A 17,272-nucleotide genomic window follows, 5' to 3' on the forward strand; every position below is an offset into this window, starting at 1 on the left:
CCCGGTGCGGTTCATGGTGTTCGTCAGGAGCCCGAGTCCGTTGGCGGCGCTGCACGGCGACGTGTTGCGGCGCGCGGGTGTCCTGCTCGACGTGGGCGACCTCGTCCCGGACGCGTGCGGGGTGTCGGGCTACTGGCTGATCGACGTCCGCGACCGCGAGGAGGCGGTCGAACGGATCAGGCGCATCGCGCTCCCGGCGTGCGTCGTGGAAATACGTCAGGTGGCTGTGGTCTGATTCCTCCATGGGGGCTACCTCGGTGCACCGCACCGTCGACGCGGTCTGGCGGATGGAGTCGGCGAAGGTCATCGCCGCCCTGGCCCGGTACACCCGCGACGTCGGACTCGCCGAGGAGATGGCCCAGGACGCGCTGGTCGCCGCGCTGGAGCAGTGGCCGGTGGAGGGCGTCCCGCGCAACCCCGGCGCGTGGCTCATGACGACGGCCAAGCGGCGTTCGATCGACCAGATCCGGCGCCGCGAGAACTTCAACCGCAAGGTCGAGGAGATCGGCCGCGACGTCCAGGAGGCCACGCCGGACGCGAGCGAGGGCATCGACGACGAGATCGGCGACGACCTGCTCAGCCTCATGTTCACCGCGTGCCACCCGGTGCTGGGCACCGAGGCGAGGGTCGCGCTCACGCTGAAGATGCTGGGCGGCCTCAAGACGGAGGAGATCGCGCGGGCGTTCCTGGTCAGCGACGCGACCGTGGCCCAGCGGATCGTCCGCGCGAAGAAGACCCTCGCGGACGCCGGCGTGCCGTTCGAGGTCCCCGAAGGCCCCGAGCTCGCGGCCCGCCTCGCCAGCGTCCTCGAGGTCATCTACCTGATCTTCAACGAGGGTTACTCCGCCACCCAGGGCGACGACTGGCTGCGCCCCGAACTCTGCGCCGAGGCGCTGCGGCTCGGCCGCGTGCTCGCCGAGCTCGCGCCCAAGGAAGCCGAGGTCCACGGCCTGGTCGCGCTCATGGAGATCCAGGCCTCCCGCACCAAGGCACGCACCGGTCCCGGCGGTGAGCCCGTGCTGCTGCTGGAGCAGGACCGGGGCCGCTGGGACTGGCTGCTCATCGGCCGCGGCCTCAAGGCCCTCGAACGCGCCGAAGCCCTCAACCAGCCGCCCGGCCCGTACTACGTCCAGGCCGCCCTCGCCGCGTGCCACGGCCGCGCGCGCAAGGCCGAAGACACCGACTGGCAACGCATCGCCACCCTCTACCAGGTGCTCGCGGGCATCTCGCCGTCACCGATCGTCGAGCTCAACCGCGCGGTGGCGTTGTCGATGGCCTTCGGGCCCGCCGCCGGACTCGCGCTCGTCGACGAGATCGCGGGCGAGAAGGCGTTGCAGGGCTACCACCTGCTGCCCAGCGTGCGCGGCGATTTCCTGCTGAAGCTCGGGCGAAACGGTGAGGCGAAGGTCGAGTTCGAGAAGGCCGCCTCGCTCACCCGCAACGAACGCGAACGGACGCTGCTGCTCGAACGCGCCGCGAGCTGTTAGGTCAGCGCGAGCTTCAGCCCCAGCGCGGCGAACGAGGCCGCGAAGAACCGCCGCAGCCACACCATCACCCGCGGCCGGGCCAGCACCCGGTCGCGCATCGACGCCGCGAACACCCCGTAGACGGCGAACACCACGAACGTCAGCGCCATGAACACCGCGCTCAGCGTCACCATCTGCCCGAGCCCCGTCGCGAACTGCGGCAGGAACGCCACGAAGAAGATCGTCAGCTTCGGGTTGAGCAGGTTGATCAGCACCGCCGACACCACGACCCTGCGCGCGGACGCCGGTGCGGTGGCGGTGTCCACGACCAGTTCGCTCTTGTCCCGCAACGTCGCCCACGCCAGGTAGACCAGGTACGCGACGCCCAGGTACTTCACGATCTCGAACGCCAGCGCGCTCGCGTGCAGCAACGCCGCCAGGCCGGTCACCGTGGCCAGCACGTGCGGCACGATCCCCAGCGTGCAGCCGAACGCGGCGATCACGCTCGCCTTCCGCCCGTGCGCGAGGCCGGCGGACAACGTGTACAGCACACCGGTGCCAGGAGTGGCGACCGCGATCAACGTAGTGATCAGGAAGGCGAGGCTCATGCGGTGAACTCTGCCGCGAAAGCGGTCCAGTAAGGAGAGCCAAAAACCGACCACGAAGTTGGACCACTTTTGACGTCGAGAACGCGTGAGTGGCACCGTCCCAGGGGTATGAGCATCCGGAGCATGCACCACGTCGGAATGACCGTCACCGATCTCGCGGCCGCCGTCGCGTTCTTCGAGGCACTCGGCATGGAGCTTGAGGGCAAGGCCCACATGGAGGGCGAGTTCGTCGACGGTGTCATCGGCCTCGACGGCTCCGTCAGCGAGATAGCGATGATGAAGACCCCGGACGACCGGTACCGGATCGAGTTCAGCCAGTTCCAGACCCCGCGGAGCATCGACGGCAGCTCCCACGCGCCGATCAACGCCCTGGGCCTGCGGCACGTCGCGTTCACCGTCGACGACCTCGACGACACTCTCGCCCGCATCAAGCCGCACGGCGCCGAGCTGGTCAAGAACGTCGAGAAGTACGAGGACCTCCTCCGGACCTGCTACGTCCGCGGCCCCGAGGGCATTCTCATCGAGCTGTGCGAGTACCTCACGTGAGAGCGCGCGCGTACGCCGTGGGAGAGACACCGACGGTCTGCGTGAAGTCCCGGACGAGGTGGGCCTGGTCGCTATAACCCAGGTCGGCGGCCAGACGAGCCCACTCGACCTCCGACTCGGCCCGTTCCAGGGCTTCGTGGATGCGGTACCGCAGGATGACCCACTTCGGGCTCACCCCGACGTAGTCCGCGAACAGCCGTTGCATCGTGCGCACCGCCACGCCGCAGTCCCGCGCGAAGTCCGCCACCCGCCGGATCTCCCGGTCGTCGCGGATCTGCTGGACCAGGTCCATCGCCAGTGTCGCCTGCGGATCGGCCACCGGTCCGAGCCCCAGCAGGAACGCGTCGAGCGCGGCCACCCGTTCGTCCTCGTCCTCGACGTCCAGCACGAGCGCCGACGGGACGTCGAGCCGCACGTGCCGCCCGGTCCACTCCGACACCGGCTCCGCGCGGAACGGCCGGAACCCACCGGGCCGGAACTGCACGCCCGCGACCCGGATCCGCCCCTCGAGCACCCGGCTGAACAACCCGAGCCCGACGCCCGCGATCTCCGGCTGGGCAAACCCACGCTCGAAGACGACGTTCACGGACGGATGCGGCACGACGTGTGTGGTGTACGGCGCGTCCAACGAGCCGTCGATCAGCCAGTAGTGCTCCAGGTACGGCCGCAGCTCGGCGCACGGCATGCGGCGGCGGAACCGCACGCGGGCGAACAACTCGCGCGCGTCCACGATCCCGCGAGTGTCCCGACGCGGCCCCTGCACAGCAGGATCCTAGGTTGGCGCGTTTGTTCAAGAGGACCGGAACACCCGGAAATAGGCTCAGGCCCATGAAGCTCAGCGTTCTGCTCGACCGAGCCCGCGACCACGCACTGCCCGTCATCGCGAACATCACCGACGACGATGTAGCCAGGCCCACCCCATGCGCCGACTACGACGTCCGCGCCCTGCTCGACCACCTGCTGCACGTCGTCGTGGAGTTCCAGAAGCTCGCCGCGAAGCAGGACGCCGACTTCAGCCACACCCCGTCCTACCCGGACTGGCGCGCTCAGTACCCCACCGAGACGGCGAAGCTCGTCGAGGCGTGGGGCGAGCCCGGCGCCACCGAGGGCATCTCGGGCAACATGAACATGCCCGCGCAGACCGTCGGCGGCTTGGCGCTGCTGGACCTCACCATCCACGTCTCCGACCTCGCGCAGGCGACCGGCCAGCGCTTCGAACCGGACCCCGAGGTGTTCGCCGAGGTCGCGAGCCTGGTCAACCAGATGGGGCCGATGGCCGTCGAGTGGAAGGTGTTCAAGGACGCCGTCGAGGCACCGGCCGACGCGTCGCCGTTCGAGCAGTTGCTGGCCTCCACCGGCCGCGACCCGCGCTGGAGTGCTTGACTGGCCCCATGCTGACGATCGGGATGCTGGGCGGGATGAGCTGGGAGAGCAGCGCGGAGTACTACCGGCTCGCCAACGTGCTCGTGCGCGAACGCGTCGGCGGGCTGCACTCGGCGAAGGTCGTGCTGCACTCCGTCGACTTCGCCGAGATCGAGCGCATGCAGGTCGAGGGCAGGTGGGACGACGCGGGCAAGGCCCTCGCCGAGGCCGCCGCGCAGGTCCAGGCAGGTGGCGCCGACTTCCTGCTGATCTGCACCAACACCATGCACAAGGTGTTCGACCAGGTCCAGGCCGCGATCGACATCCCGGTGATCCACCTCGGCGACACCACCGCCCAGGCGATCAAGCGGGCCGGCTTCACCACCGTCGGCCTGCTCGGCACCGGCTTCACCATGGACCAGCCGTTCTACCGCGAACGCCTGGAGTCCCACGGGCTGAAGGTGCTGCTGCCCTCGGCCGAGGACCGCGCGACCGTGCATCGGATCATCTACGACGAGCTGTGCCTCGGCATCGTTCGCGAACAGTCCCGCCGCGCCTATCAAGACGTGATCTCGAAGTTCGACGGGGCGCAGGGAGTCATCCTCGGCTGCACCGAGATCGAACTGCTGATCACGCAGGCTGACGTGCCGCTTCCGGTGTTCCCGACCACCCGCCTGCACGTCGAGGCGGCCGTCGAACGGGCAATCCAGACAACTCTGTGAACGGATGACCTGGCCAAGCCAGCAACGTCGCGACTCAACGAGATGTCTTAGTCACTGAGGGCTATTCCTACTTCGGTGAACTAGGGGAGTTCGCGTTGAAACGAGCACACATCGCCGCAGGGCTGACGGCTGTCGTGGTTGCCGCCACGGCAGCCGTCCCCGTTTCCGCGGCACCGCAGGAACAAGAGGTGCGCGCCGACGGGCTGAGCACCAAGGTCACGCTCGTCACCGGCGACGAGGTCGTCGTCAGCAACGGCAAGGTCCAGGCGAGAGGCGCCAAGGGCAGGGAGAACGTCGGGTTCCGCTCGTTCAAGGACCCGCGCGGAGACCTGCACGTCGTGCCGCTCGACGCCCAGGCAGGGCTCAACTCCGGCGCGCTCGACGAGCGGCTGTTCGACGTCTCACTGCTCGCCAGATCCGGCTACGACGACGCGGCCAGCAAGACGATCCCGCTGATCGTGCAGGGGCAGGTGATCAGCGCGGCGAACGCCGAGTCGTTGCCGAGCATCGGCTCGCACGCGATCACCATCAGCAAGGACGGCTCGTTCTGGGCCGGTGCCCGGGCGGCGGGCACCGGCAAGATCTGGCTGGACGGCAAGGTCACCGCGTCCCTGGACCGCAGCGCCGCGCAGGTCGGCGCGCCCCAGGCGTGGGAGAAGGGCTTCACCGGCAAGGACGTCACCGTCGCGATCCTCGACACCGGCGTCGACGAGACCCACCCGGACCTCGCGGGCGCCGTCGTGGAGTCGAAGAACTTCTCCGACAGCGACACCACCGACGACCGTGTCGGCCACGGCACGCACGTCGCGTCGACCGTGACCGGCGACGGCAAGTACAAGGGCATCGCGCCGGACTCGAAGCTCATCAACGGCAAGGTGCTCGGCGACTACGGCGGCGGCCGCGAGAGCGACATCATCGCCGGCATGGAGTGGGCCGCGGCCAAGGCCGAGGTCATCAACATGAGCCTCGGCAGTTCGTGGCCCGACGAGGGCACCGACCCGATGTCGCTCGCGCTCAACCGCATCACCGAGCAGACCGGCGCGTTGTTCGTCGTGGCCGCCGGCAACTCCGGCGGCGCCATCGGCTCACCCGGCTCCGCCGACGCGGCCCTCACCGTCGGCGCAGTCAACCGCGACGACACGCTCGCCGAGTTCTCCTCGCGCGGCCCGCGCTGGTTCAACAACGCCGTCAAGCCCGACATCACCGCGCCGGGCGTCGACATCGTGGCCGCGAAGGCCAAGAACGGCCAGATCGGCACGCCCGCGGGCGAAGGCCACGTCGCGTTGTCCGGCACGTCGATGGCCACCCCGCACGTGGCGGGAGCGGCGGCGATCCTCGCGTCGAAGAACCCGGCGTGGAAGGCCGAGGACATCAAGGCCGCGCTGATGAACAGCGCCAAGCCCAACCCGTCGCTGAGCATCTACGACCAGGGCGCCGGACGTCTCGACGTCGGCCGCGCCGTGTCCTCCGCGGTCACCACGAACCACGGCAGCCTCTCGCTGGGCACCGCGGTGTGGCCGCACGACGACGACAAGCCCATCACGCAGAAGCTGACCTACCGCAACAACGGCACGACCGACGTGACCGTCGACCTGAGCATCGCCGAGGTCAAGCCCGCCGCAGCCGGCCTGTTCAGCGTCTCCCCGGCGAAGCTGACCATCCCCGCAGGTGGATCGGCCGACGCCACGGTCACGGCGGACACCCGCGCCGCGGTCGCGGACGGCATCTACGGCGCGGTGGTCCTCTCGTCCGACGGCGTGCGGGTGGCGGTCGGTGTCGTGAAGGAGGTCGAGAGCTACGACCTGAAGCTCACGTTCCTCGACCACAACGGCGCGCCGACGCAGTACTACGACTACAGGTTCGTCGACCTGGACAAGCCGCAGGCGCACTTCCGCCACGACCCGTCCGGCACGATCGTGCAGCGCCTGCCCAAGGGCAAGTTCTTCCTCGACGGCACGATCAGCACCCGCGACCCCGACCCGACCAAGGGCGGCCTGATCACCACGCTGACCGAGCCGGCCCTGGAGGTCACCGGCAACACCGAGATCGTGTTCGACGCGCGGCAGGGCACCCAGCCCTCGATCGCGGTCGAGCAGAAGGACGCGAAGGCGGCGCAGGCCGGCCTCGGTTTCCTGATGCAGGCCAACTGGGGCGCGACGGGCGGCACCTGGTACCTCAACTCGTTCGAGGGCATCCGCGTCCGCCCGTCGAAGACGTCGTGGCCGAAGTTCGACTTCTACGCCGAGTCCGTGCTGGCGAAGCCGGACGCCAACGGCAAGTTCGACGGCAGCCCGTACCAGTACCACGTGCGGATCAGCGAGAAGACCCGCGTGCCGGCGAACGTCCAGCGCTCCGTCAAGGACCGCGAACTGGCCCGCGTCAACTCGGTCACGCACGCCCGCGTACCGGGCTCGATCGGCCAGCGCGACAACGGCGCCTCCGGCCCGCTGCCGTTGCGGCTCGAGGAGTTCTACACCCCCGGCGTCGAGTGGTCCGGCTCGCTGACGGAGTTCGCGAAGCTCGGCGAGTGGCCCAGCCTCGGTTTCCAGTCCTCGATCACGCCCCGCGTGTTCAAGCTCGGCAGGACCGTGACCGAGCACTGGAACAGCGCCGTCTACGGCCCCGGCGTGCCTCACGCACCGGGAACCGTGCGCTTCGCCGGACGCGTCGGCAACCTGCTGCGCCTCGACGTGCCACTGCAGAGCGCGCAGGGCATGTACGGCTACTCGCCGAGCACCGGCCGCACCACCGTGACGGTGGACGGCAAGGTCATCTCGGACCAGCCCGAATCCGGCTACGCCTACATCCCGGACGCGCCGGCGGAGAAGAAGCGCTACACCGTCCACACCGAGGCGACGCGCGACTCGTTGTCGTCACGGGTCACCGCGGACTGGTCGTTCACCTCGGAACACGTCCCAGGCGAGGCGTTCCAGTCGATCCCGCTGCTCGCGGTCCGTTTCGCGCCGGCCCTGGACGAGCACAACCGCGCCGGACGCGTCGTCACCGTGCCGATCACGGTGGAGCGCAACGGAACGGGCACCGTCACCGACATCAAGGCCCCGGCGGTGCAGGTGTCCTACGACGAGGGCAAGTCGTGGAAGCCGGTGCCGCTGCGCAAGACGCGGGCGGGCTGGCAGGTCACGCTGATCCACCCGCACGGGGCCGAGAACGTGTCGTTCAAGGCTCGGGCGGCGGACGCGGGCGGTGACGTCCAGCAGACGATCATCCGCGCGTACGACCTGAGGTGACCGCGTGAGGGGGCCGGTGTCGCCGGCCCCCTCACGTCTACCGTCACGCGATGAGCTGGACCTCAACCGTCCCTGTCATCGCCAGCAGTGTCTCCGCGATCGCCGGATCCGCGGGTGCGATCGTTGCCGCAACGGCGCTCCGGAAGAACCGCGAGGACCAAGCGCGCCGAGACGCTGCCGGGCTGCACGCATCGGCCCGAGTCGTCATCTGCCAGGTTGACCTGGAAGGCGATGACTCGGGGCACGAACCGGATCAGCGCAACGGTCACCCCGACTCCCAGTTCACGATCAAGGTCGCAAACTCCTCCGCACACCCGTACTACGCAGTCGTGAGTTCCATCTACGTGCCCGCGCGGGGCAAGCGATATGCCGCGTACGTCAACATGGTTCCTGCAGATGAGGCGAGATACGCGCGGTTGTTCGGCGCAGATGGATGCGACACCGTCGCGCTGCCGAACGATGCGTTGGTCGACACCACGTTCATCGACAGTCAGGGACGCGGCTGGCACCGCGACTCCCATGGGGTCCTTCGCAGGCGGCAGATCAGCCGACAGTGGCGAGACGCCCAACTCTGGGACCGCCCTCACCGAGGACTCGCATTGCACAGGATGTCGGAGGTGGTCATGCGCAACGCCGCAGGGCATGAGGTCCATGGCGTTCGTGACTGGAACAACGTTGAGGTCGACGTGACACCGTTCCGGCCGTCACTCACCGACCGAGACGTCGAAAACGCCATCAGCGCCTAGCAGGGGGCCGGTGTCGCCGGCCCCCTCACCGCTACTGCTGGTACGGCGCCAGCGTCTCCGGGTCCACGTCGGGTGCCCCCATGACGGGGTGCACCTCGATCGGCTGGTTCAGCACCGTCCCACCAGGACCGGGACAAGCCGACGCCTTCTGCGCGATCTCCAGCACCCGTTCCCGGCTGGCCACGTCGACCACCCAGTACCCGGCGATGACCTCCTTGGACTCCGCGAACGGACCGTCCACCACGACCGGGCCGCTGTCGCTGCCCCGCACCACGAACGCCCGCGCCGGACCGCTGAGCCCCTCGGACTGCAGCAGCTCGCCGGACGCGCGCAGCTCGGCGTCCAGGTCGCGCATGTAGGCGATCATGCGGTGCATGTCCTCGTCCGACCAGGCGGCGAGGCCCTCCCAGTCCTCCTGGCTGCCGCCGTAGCTGACCAGCATGTACTTCACTTCCACTCCCCACCGGTAGCGCGGGCCTTGATCTCCTGCACGGCCCAGCTGTTGCCGTCCGGGTCGTCGAAGAAGATGAACGACCCTCCGTCCGCCTCGTTCATGCGCACGATCTCGCCGACTTCGACGCCGCGCTCCAGCAGCTGCGCGCGGGCCTTCTCCAGGTCCGACACGACGAGCTGCACGCCCTTCAGCGAACCCGGCTCGCCCTTGACGATGCCCTTGCCCATGACGATCGAGCAGCCCGAGCCGGGCGGGGTGAGCTGCAGGACGCGCGCGTCCTCGCTGAACGTCGTGTCGTGGTCGACGGTGAAGCCGAGCTGCTCGGAGTAGAACCGCTTCGACCGGTCGAGGTCCGACACCGGTACGACGACGACTTCCAGGGTCCAGTCCATGTTCGAAGTTCCTTTCAGCGGCTGCCTACGTGGACCCGTCGAAGTGCTCAGGGATTTTTCGACATGGGGTCCCGGCCCACATACCCGAGCAGCCTGTCCTGCAGCGGAGCGTCGGGAGGCACCGCGATCTCGGCGCCGTAGACCTCGATGCCGGGACCGAACGCGCCGGGTGTGCGGAAGCGTTCCATCAGGTCGGCGGGTACGGCGGTCGCCGTCGCCCAGAGGCGTTCCACGTCGGTGGCCGGGATCGTCTCGTCCTGGCCGGTGGCGCGGGCGAGGTCCCAGCCGTGCAGCACCAGGTCGTCGCTCACCACCTGGTCGACGTGGTCCTCCAGCGTCATCGGGCCGGCCGGGGTGGAGACCTCGGTTGTCGCCCGGTCCGACTCCAATGCCGCCTGAACCTGACGGCGGGCCTCGCGGAAGTCCGTGAGCGGGTCCTCGGTGCGTTCGATCGGATGGCCGAGCATCACGCCGTGCATGTCGATGACGTGGTCCACGACTTCCAGGGCCGTCCACTGCGCGCACGGCGAGGGGTTGCCCCACTGGTCTGAACGCACGTTCGCGACCTTCGCCTCGAACGCCTCCGCACGAGCGCGATATCTCTCCGCGATCACTGGCCTCACTCCTCGACTGCGCCGCCGATCCTGCGCAGGTGTTCGCGGAAGGTGAGCCCGCTCTCCAGGTACTCGCCGAACCGGAGCTGGTCGCGCAGGGACTCACCCTGCCGCACGCGGTCCGCCTGCGCTCGTTCGACATCCCGGATGCCGCGCGCCTTTTCGATGAGCGCGGCCGCCTCGGACGCCGGCACGAACAGCACGCCGTCGTCGTCACCGAACACGACGTCGTCCGACGTCACGGTCCACTGGTCGATCTCCGCGGTCGAGAGGGCCTCGGGCGCGCGGTCGCGCAGGCTCAACGGCCCCGTGGGGTTCGCGCCGAGGCTGAACACCGGCAGCCCGATCGTGCGGATGTCCTGCGTGTCGCGGTGCAGACCCCAGATCACGACGCCCGCGAGCCCAGCCTGCTGCGCTTCGAGCACCATCATGTCGCCCACGCAGGCCTCGTCCGTGCGGCCGTCGTTGTCGACGACCAGCACGTCGCCGGGCTGGCTGCGTTCGAGTGCTTCCAGGAAGACGTCGACGCTGCCCGCGTGCCGGGCGGGCAGGACGCGGCCGGACGTCTTCGTGCCGGGGATGACCGGCGTGAGAACGACTGTGCGCACCGGGATGTTCGCCCGGATGCAGGCGTCGGCCAGGTGCGCGGTGGTCAGATCGAGGGTGGCGAGATCCATGCGGGCATTCTTACGCCGCGACCTTCTCCTCGGTGGGTTCTGTGCGCAACACGCCAGCCGAGAGCGCCGCGACCAGGCACAGCGCCACCGGCAGCAGGAACGCGATGTTGAGCGGCACGACGTGCGTCAGCCAGCCGATCACCGCAGGTCCGGCCAGCACGCCGAGGTAACCGAGCCCGGCCACGCGGGAGACGTTGGCGCCCGCCGCACCGGGTTCCGCGTGCCCGGCCGCGCTGAACAGCTGCGGCACCGTGCCCGACAGACCGATGCCGGCGATCGCCCAGCCGACCAGCGCCAGCCAGATCCACGGCGAGAGCGCGGCGGTCGCGATGCCCACCGCACCGATCACCGAGCCCCACCGCAGCACCGCCATCGGCCCGACCTTCGCGGTGATCCGGTCCGCGAGCAGCCGTCCGACGGTCATGGTCGTGGCGAACGCGCCGTAGGCGAGCGCGGCGATCTGCGGTGACGCGTCGAGGATGTCCTGCAGGTGCAGCACGCTCCAGTCGTTCGCGGCGCCCTCGCTCAGCATCACCAGCAGGGCGAGCACGGCCATGATCCAGATCCGGCGCGGCACCTTGCGCTTTCCGGTCTGCTCGACGGCGTGCTGCTCCTCCTTCTCGTTGAGGAGGAACCGGGCGGTCACGAGGCTGACGACGACACCGAGCACCGCGGCGGCGCCGAGTGTCGTGGCAGGGGAGAGCTCCCAGCTCAGCGTGCGTGCGCCGGTCAACGCCGCGGCCACACCGCCGAGTGACCACGTCGCGTGGAACGCCGACATCACCGGACGCTGGTAGTGCCGCTCCACCACCACGGCGTGCGCGTTCATGCTCACGTCGATCAGGCCGTTGCCGAGGCCGAAGATGAGCAGCGCCGCACCGAGCGTCCACTGGTTCACGGCCAGACCCGGCATCAGGGCCGTGATGCTGCAGAACACCCCTGCGGCGGGTACGACCAGTTTCACGCCCACGCGGTCGGTGAACTTGCCGCCGAGCCGCATGCCGATGAACGCGCCGAGCCCGAGCAGCAGCAACAGTCGGCCGAGTTCGGCGTGCGATATGCCGGTGCGGTCCTCGACCGTCGGGATGTGCACGAGCCACAGGCCGAGCAGGAACCCGTTGAGCGCGAAGTACGTGAAGGTGGCCACCCGCGCGGCCTTGAGAGCGTTCACACGGAGCACGCTAACGAACGAATCGCATGTTCGAAAGGTTGAGTTTCGAACATCACTGTTGTTCAATCTCGGGTGTGTCCCGACTGAAGCAGATCACCGAGGCGGTCCGCGACGCCGGCTCGCTCGGTGTGGCGGACCTGGCGACCCTGACCGGCGCCTCCGAGATGACCATCCGCCGTGACCTGGAGATCCTCGCCGCCCAGGGTGTCCTCGAACGCTACCGGGGCGGCGCGCGCAGCCTGCTCCTGCGCGGGTCGGAACCCCCGTTCGCGCTGCGCTCGGACGACAACACGGCCGCGAAGCGCCGCATCGCCTCGGTTGTCGCCGGCTTGATCGCGGACGGCGAGTCCGTCGTCCTGGACAGCGGCACCACCTGCCTGGAGGTGGCCCGCCTGCTGCACGACAGACGCGTGACCGTCATGCCGTTGTCGCTGCACGCCGTGAACGCCCTGTCTTCTTCTTCGACCGTGACGCTGCTCGTGCCCGGCGGCCGCCCCCGCCCCGGCGAACTGGCGCTGACCGGACCGCTGACCCTGGCCTCGGTGCAGGCGTTGCGCTTCGACACCGCGGTCATCGGCTGCTGCGGCCTGTCGGCCGAACACGGCCTGACCGCCTTCGACCTGGAGGACGCCTCGGTGAAACGAGCCGCCATCACCTCGGCCCGCCGCGTCATCGCCGCCGTGGACGCCTCGAAGCTGACCCGCACCGCCCTGGCCCACGTTGCCGCGGTGTCCTCTTTGGACGCCGTCGTCACCGACGCGGAAGGCGACGACGGCCTGACCGCGGCGGGCGTCACGGTGGTGACGGCATGATCGTGCTGTTCGACATGTTCGGCGTCATCGCCCGCGACCAGTCACCCGAGGTCATGGCCACGATGAGCACCTCACCGGACTTCTGGACCGCCTACTGGGCCCACCGCCCCGGCTACGACCGCGGCGACGTGACGGCCGACGAGTACTGGGCGCTGGTGGGCCACCCGCCACTGGTGGAACAGGACGTCGCCAGCTGGGCCCGCGTTGACTACGAGATGGTCGCGCTGCTGCACGAACTGAGCAACGCGGGCCAGCGCATCGCGTTGCTGTCCAACATCCCCGAGGAGCACGCGCGTCATTTCGAGCGCACCTATGCGTGGCTGGACCTGTTCGAGCTGCGGGCGTTCTCGTGCCGCATCGGTGCGGCGAAGCCGGAGCGGGCGGCGTTCGAGTTCTGCCGGGACGCGTTGGGGGACGACGACATCCTGTTCGTGGACGACCGGATGGAGAACGTGCGAGCCGCCGAGCTGGTGGGGATGCGCGGGCACCACTTCACCGGCATCGGCGGCCTGCGCGGTCTACTTGGTGCTGCCAAAGATGCCTAGGACGTTCGGGAACTGCGACGAGCTGTCGTGGCGGCTCAGGGCGTTCAGTCCGTAGGTGGCGAGCCACGCGATGCACAGCGTCAGCACCGGGACCTCCGCGGCGGCCGGGACCAGTTTGAAGTGACGCAGGAGCAGGTAGACGGCCAACGGCGCGAGGCCGACGGTCACCTTGCCCACGAACCTGCCGGCCATCGCGATCTTGCTCCGCACCACGTACGAGGCGCGCTCGGGATCGTCCGGCAGTTCGCCGTACCTGCCGGACAGCAGGGTGTCGGCGAGCGTGAGGATCTTGTGCAGGTAGTCCCGATGAGTCGTCCTGTCGGGCAGCACCAGCTTCACGCACAGAAGCTCGATCGACTGCCCGGCGTGGACGCACCGTCTCCTGAACTCCCTGGACGCCAGCGGGTTTCGCACGCGCATGGTCCGCCACAGCCCGTGCTTCAGCACGAGCGCGACTTCCTGCGTCTGCGTGATGAGCCGGTTCCTGGTGTCCGGGTCCATGAACGACTTCTCGTCGCGGGCCGACTCGACGCAGCGGAACAGCGTGTCCACCGCGATGGCCATCGAACGGCTGCGAAACCGGCGATGCCGATCGATGAGCTTCTCGATCGGCATCGACACCAACATCGCCACCACGAAGCAGGCGTAGGTGAGCGCCGCGTGCACCAGTACGTACAGATCCTTGTTGTCGGCCGGGTGGCCGACTAGCGCGTGTACGGGCCCCTTGCCGACGAACTCGCCGTAGACGATGAGCGCGGCCGCCGCGACGATCACGAAGTTGTAGCTGACGAAGAACAGGGACGCGACGCGCCGGAATCGTCCCCGCGCCAGTGCGTCTGCGCCCACTGCCGGCAATCCGACGAGCATCACGCCGAACAGGCTGATGAACACGCCGTGCGCTGAAGACACCTTGAAGTGCTGGGCGATGAGAGTCCCCACGGTGAGCAGCAGGAAGAGATAGCTCATGGCGCCTGCCGTCTCCCACCGGGCGGAGCAGATCCTGTCCCGGACCAGCCGCAGGTCGAGCTTCCGGTGGTGAGCCCGGTCCAGGTCGACCGGGACTCCGTGCTCGGCGGCGACCTCGTGCACCACCCGGTAGCGCTCACGCCCAGGCTCGAGCCGTGCCCGCAGGTGCTTCGCTCGACTGGCCGAGATGCCGCGCCGCAACTGAGGCCGTGTCTGTTTTCCGTCCCCCACGGCGGGTTAGTCGCCGCAGGGGACGAGAACGCTACGGACCTAAACGAGCGACGACCAGTAGAACCAGAACGCCTGCAGCACCAGCCCGACGATCACCAGGTACCACAGGATCAGCACCACGCTGTGGAACTGGAACCCCGGCCGGAAGTTCCGCAAAGTCGTGTACCAGAAGATCGGAATCGTCACCGCCCACACGACCATGCAGTACGGGCACAACGCCCCGATCTCGTACAGCGACTGCACGATCAGCCAGTGCACGAACAGCACACCGGCCGTCACGCCGACCTGCAGCCCGATCCACACCCACGACGGCAACTCGACGCCGGCGAGCAGCAGCACGCCCAGCGTCGCCACCACCGCGAAGCCCGCGATGCCGAGCAGCGGGTTCGGGAACCCGAACAGCTCGGCCTGCGGGGTCTTCATGATCGAGCCGCAGCTCAGCACCGGGTTGATGCTGCACGTCGGCACGTAGAACGGGTCCTTGAGCAGCGCGATCTTCTCGATCGTCAGGACGAACGACGCGACCAGGCCGACGAAGCCGCCGATCGCGAGGACCCAGGCGACGATGATCAGGGACAGACGAGCGTTCTTGGACATGGCAGAACTCCACGTGTGGCGAAGGAAGACGGACCCGCAGAACGGGGTCGGTCTAGGCGCGCAGCACGCAGAGCTGCGTCAGCCGCACTTCCAGCCGGCGTGAAGGGGGAGGCAGAACAGCAGGCAGACGCACCGCCAGCAGAGCGAACGAACCGGTCCGCCGCAGCAGCGCGAACCCGATCAGCACGGCCAGCGCCACCACGAGACAGCAGCCCGCGACGAGGATGCCGTCGAGCATCGACGAACCCGCGTCCGCGTCGTCGGCCACGAAGGCGATCGCCGACGTGGAGGACGTCGGACACTGCGCGGTCCAGGCGAACTCCGTCTCGCACGGCGTGCCCTGCATCATCGCGACACCGGCGACCAGCGCGAGCACGGCGAAAACCCGCGCGACGTACGCGCGGGTTCGCGAGCTGCGGGTGCCTGGCACGTGATCCAGGGTAGCGATGTCGTGCCCAGGCTCGCGCACATGGGGGAGAAGCTGCACGAATCAGACAGGCTGGTGATCGCCGGACAGCCGGTGCTGGAGGCGCTGGCGCCACTCGCGCAAGGGGCGGGCGACCTGGCCGTCCTGCTGAACATCCCCGCCGCCGAGCTGGAGACCCTCACCGGTGACCAGATCAGGGACCTCGGCGAGTTCGCCGAGGCGCTCTAACGCCAGAACCCCAGCCTGTGCTCGGCCGCGTAGTCGACGCGCCCGATCGCACCCGGCGCGAGCGACTGCACGTATTGCCCGTCGGAGAACCGCGGCCACCCCGGCGTTCCCGCGCGGGCGAAGTCCGTCCACGTCTTGATCATGTGGTCGGACAGGCCGCGGTCCTTGGCGAAGTCCGCGTCCGGGAACAGGTAGTCGATGTCCGACGAGTGGTTCGCGCCGTGCAGCTCGGGCGGGAACGACGGGTCCGTGGACGCCGCACGGTCGGCGAACTCGAACGCGTAGACGGGTGCCTTCTTCGCGTACAGCGTGTTCTGCTGGAACGTCGCCCTCGCCCACACGCGATCCGTCAGCAAGGAAGCCCATGCCTGCTTCGGCGAGGCGAACGCGCTGACCGGGTACTCGCGCTCGATCTCGGCCGCGCGGTCCGGGAACGCCTCCCGCACGAGCCGTGAGTAGTCCTCAGTGGACATCGGGTCCGGGCGGAACAGGCCGACGAAGCTGTTGTGCTCGTCGCGGGTCGCGCCCACGAGCATGGGCACGTCCGCGAACTCGCCCGCCTGCAAGGACTCTCCCGGCAAACGGGGCAGCAGCGAGCCGCCGTAGCCGACGGGCTGGAAGATGTTCATGATCTGCGGGTGGTCGAGCAGCTTCTCGACCGGCAGCCGGCGCAGGCACTCGACGTCCGCGCAGCCCAGTTCGGAGCTGATCATCGCGCCGATCTCCTGGATCTCCGGCACCGGCCGCCACGCGAGCGACGGCAATGCCTCCAGGTCCGGGTACCAGGCGCCCTTCGGCACGTCCACCATCGTGAACGAGCTGTGCATGATCGCCTTGTGGAACAGCGGCGGCTGCCCGATCAGGTGCGCGCCGACGGCCGTCGCGCCGAACGACACCCCGAACAACGTCACGTTGCCCGGATCCCCGCCGAAACCGGTGATGTTGCGTTGGACCCACTCCAACGCCGCGCGCTGGTCCAGCAGGCCGAACTCGCCGGAGTGCTCGAGCCCTGGCAGCCCGAACCCGCCGAACACGCCCATCCGGTAGTTGAACGTCACCACGACGACGTCCCCTTGGCGCGCAAGGCGTTCCGCGTCGAAGTGGTGCCCGGCCCCGATCGCGCCGTCGCCGTGCACCCACACCAGCACCGGCTTGCGGCCACCGGTCGAAGGTGTCGTGACGTTCGCGAACAGGCAATCCTCGTTCGTGCTCTTCGTCTCGGAGTAGCTGGACCCGACCTGCGGACACGGGCTGCCGGGCCGGGCAGCCTCCCGGACCCCGCTCCACGCCGCCGCCCGCACCGGTGGCTTCCACCGCTCCGCGCCCGCGTACGGGATCCCCTGGAACCGCAGGTGCCCGTCGCGCTGGTCCCCCTTGACCTTCCCCGTGTCGGTGGTGACGACGCCCGACGTCATGGCTTCCCCCTTGCCGCATGCACTGACCAGCAGTAACGCGGCGAT

General features: G+C 69.0%; 21 protein-coding genes. 10 read left to right on the plus strand and 11 right to left on the minus strand.

The window, feature by feature from the left end; all coding sequences use genetic code 11:
- Positions 1-4 precede the first annotated feature (4 nt).
- Together IEY88_RS14920 and IEY88_RS14925 are read left to right on the plus strand one after the other, a co-directional pair.
- Positions 5-235: a YciI family protein gene (locus IEY88_RS14920; RefSeq protein WP_189155276.1), complete on the plus strand. Its 231-nt coding sequence runs from the start codon at positions 5-7 to the stop codon at positions 233-235.
- Between the two features lie 7 nt (positions 236-242).
- Positions 243-1,487: an RNA polymerase sigma factor gene (locus tag IEY88_RS14925; protein WP_189155277.1), complete on the plus strand. Its 1,245-nt coding sequence runs from the start codon at positions 243-245 to the stop codon at positions 1,485-1,487.
- Here IEY88_RS14925 and IEY88_RS14930 read toward each other — a convergent pair.
- Entirely contained in the window at positions 1,484-2,074 is a 591-nt protein-coding gene (locus IEY88_RS14930) for a LysE family translocator (RefSeq protein WP_189155278.1), read from the minus strand. The genes IEY88_RS14925 and IEY88_RS14930 overlap by 4 nt on opposite strands.
- Positions 2,075-2,197: 123 nt before the next feature.
- Between IEY88_RS14930 and IEY88_RS14935 the strand changes: the two genes are divergently transcribed.
- Positions 2,198-2,620 carry a VOC family protein gene (locus IEY88_RS14935; RefSeq protein ID WP_229693392.1) on the plus strand — a complete coding sequence of 141 codons (423 nt, stop codon included), beginning with the start codon at positions 2,198-2,200 and terminating at the stop codon, positions 2,618-2,620.
- On the opposite strand, the gene IEY88_RS14940 is transcribed toward IEY88_RS14935, so the two are convergent.
- Positions 2,613-3,383, minus strand: a complete 771-nt coding sequence (locus tag IEY88_RS14940; RefSeq protein ID WP_229693393.1) for a helix-turn-helix domain-containing protein — start codon at positions 3,381-3,383, stop codon at positions 2,613-2,615. The genes IEY88_RS14935 and IEY88_RS14940 overlap by 8 nt on opposite strands.
- A 65-nt stretch (positions 3,384-3,448) precedes the next feature.
- On the opposite strand from IEY88_RS14940, the gene IEY88_RS14945 reads away from it, so the two are divergent.
- The 4 genes from IEY88_RS14945 (at position 3,449) to IEY88_RS14960 (ending at position 8,698) form a co-directional block, all read left to right on the plus strand.
- Positions 3,449-4,003 carry a TIGR03086 family metal-binding protein gene (locus IEY88_RS14945; protein WP_189155280.1) on the plus strand — a complete coding sequence of 185 codons (555 nt, stop codon included), beginning with the start codon at positions 3,449-3,451 and terminating at the stop codon, positions 4,001-4,003.
- Positions 4,004-4,011: 8 nt separating this feature from the next.
- On the plus strand, positions 4,012-4,704 hold the full coding sequence (locus IEY88_RS14950) for an aspartate/glutamate racemase family protein (protein ID WP_189155281.1): 693 nt from the start codon (positions 4,012-4,014) through the stop codon (positions 4,702-4,704).
- Between the two features lie 95 nt (positions 4,705-4,799).
- Positions 4,800-7,952, plus strand: coding sequence for a S8 family peptidase (locus IEY88_RS14955; protein ID WP_189155282.1), 3,153 nt, complete (start codon positions 4,800-4,802; stop codon positions 7,950-7,952).
- A gap of 50 nt (positions 7,953-8,002) precedes the next feature.
- Positions 8,003-8,698, plus strand: a complete 696-nt coding sequence (locus tag IEY88_RS14960) for a hypothetical protein (RefSeq protein ID WP_189155283.1) — start codon at positions 8,003-8,005, stop codon at positions 8,696-8,698.
- A 31-nt stretch (positions 8,699-8,729) separates the two neighbouring features.
- On the opposite strand, the gene IEY88_RS14965 is transcribed toward IEY88_RS14960, so the two are convergent.
- Genes IEY88_RS14965 through IEY88_RS14985 form a run of 5 tightly spaced genes read right to left on the minus strand, consistent with a single transcriptional unit; the run spans position 8,730 to position 12,006 of the window.
- Entirely contained in the window at positions 8,730-9,140 is a 411-nt protein-coding gene (locus tag IEY88_RS14965) for a YciI family protein (protein ID WP_229693416.1), read from the minus strand.
- A gap of 5 nt (positions 9,141-9,145) precedes the next feature.
- Positions 9,146-9,544, minus strand: a complete 399-nt coding sequence (locus tag IEY88_RS14970) for a VOC family protein (RefSeq protein ID WP_189155285.1) — start codon at positions 9,542-9,544, stop codon at positions 9,146-9,148.
- Positions 9,545-9,591: 47 nt separating this feature from the next.
- Positions 9,592-10,158 (minus strand): TIGR03086 family metal-binding protein, encoded by a 567-nt coding sequence (locus IEY88_RS14975; protein WP_189155286.1) that lies wholly within the window; start codon positions 10,156-10,158, stop codon positions 9,592-9,594.
- A 5-nt stretch (positions 10,159-10,163) separates the two neighbouring features.
- Positions 10,164-10,835 (minus strand): RraA family protein, encoded by a 672-nt coding sequence (locus IEY88_RS14980; protein WP_189155287.1) that lies wholly within the window; start codon positions 10,833-10,835, stop codon positions 10,164-10,166.
- A 10-nt stretch (positions 10,836-10,845) separates the two neighbouring features.
- Complete coding sequence (locus IEY88_RS14985; protein WP_229693394.1) at positions 10,846-12,006, minus strand: MFS transporter; 1,161 nt, start codon at positions 12,004-12,006, stop codon at positions 10,846-10,848.
- A 74-nt stretch (positions 12,007-12,080) separates the two neighbouring features.
- Here IEY88_RS14985 and IEY88_RS14990 point away from each other — a divergent pair, with 74 nt between their 5' ends.
- Together IEY88_RS14990 and IEY88_RS14995 are read left to right on the plus strand one after the other, a co-directional pair.
- Positions 12,081-12,818, plus strand: coding sequence for a DeoR/GlpR family DNA-binding transcription regulator (locus IEY88_RS14990; protein WP_229693395.1), 738 nt, complete (start codon positions 12,081-12,083; stop codon positions 12,816-12,818).
- A complete protein-coding gene (locus IEY88_RS14995; RefSeq protein WP_189155289.1) occupies positions 12,815-13,363 on the plus strand; it encodes an HAD family hydrolase in 549 nt (182 codons plus the stop codon). The genes IEY88_RS14990 and IEY88_RS14995 overlap by 4 nt, the downstream gene beginning before the upstream one ends.
- Here the strand turns inward: IEY88_RS14995 and IEY88_RS15000 are convergent.
- Genes IEY88_RS15000 through IEY88_RS15010 form a run of 3 tightly spaced genes read right to left on the minus strand, consistent with a single transcriptional unit; the run spans position 13,337 to position 15,587 of the window.
- Positions 13,337-14,560, minus strand: a complete 1,224-nt coding sequence (locus tag IEY88_RS15000; protein ID WP_189155290.1) for a hypothetical protein — start codon at positions 14,558-14,560, stop codon at positions 13,337-13,339. The two genes, IEY88_RS14995 and IEY88_RS15000, sit on opposite strands and share 27 nt — an antisense overlap.
- Before the next feature lie 39 nt (positions 14,561-14,599).
- The gene (locus IEY88_RS15005; protein WP_189155291.1) at positions 14,600-15,157 is read right to left on the minus strand and encodes a vitamin K epoxide reductase family protein; all 558 of its coding nucleotides are present in this window, start codon (positions 15,155-15,157) and stop codon (positions 14,600-14,602) included.
- Between the two features lie 52 nt (positions 15,158-15,209).
- The gene (locus IEY88_RS15010; protein ID WP_189155292.1) at positions 15,210-15,587 is read right to left on the minus strand and encodes a hypothetical protein; all 378 of its coding nucleotides are present in this window, start codon (positions 15,585-15,587) and stop codon (positions 15,210-15,212) included.
- Between IEY88_RS15010 and IEY88_RS15015 the strand changes: the two genes are divergently transcribed.
- The gene (locus IEY88_RS15015; RefSeq protein WP_189155293.1) at positions 15,588-15,812 is read left to right on the plus strand and encodes a hypothetical protein; all 225 of its coding nucleotides are present in this window, start codon (positions 15,588-15,590) and stop codon (positions 15,810-15,812) included.
- Here the strand turns inward: IEY88_RS15015 and IEY88_RS15020 are convergent.
- Positions 15,809-17,227: a carboxylesterase/lipase family protein gene (locus tag IEY88_RS15020; RefSeq protein ID WP_229693396.1), complete on the minus strand. Its 1,419-nt coding sequence runs from the start codon at positions 17,225-17,227 to the stop codon at positions 15,809-15,811. The two genes, IEY88_RS15015 and IEY88_RS15020, sit on opposite strands and share 4 nt — an antisense overlap.
- Between the last annotated feature and the right edge of the window lie 45 nt (positions 17,228-17,272).

The sequence above is a fragment of the Lentzea pudingi genome (assembly GCF_014646255.1).
GTDB lineage: Bacteria > Actinomycetota > Actinomycetes > Mycobacteriales > Pseudonocardiaceae > Lentzea > Lentzea pudingi.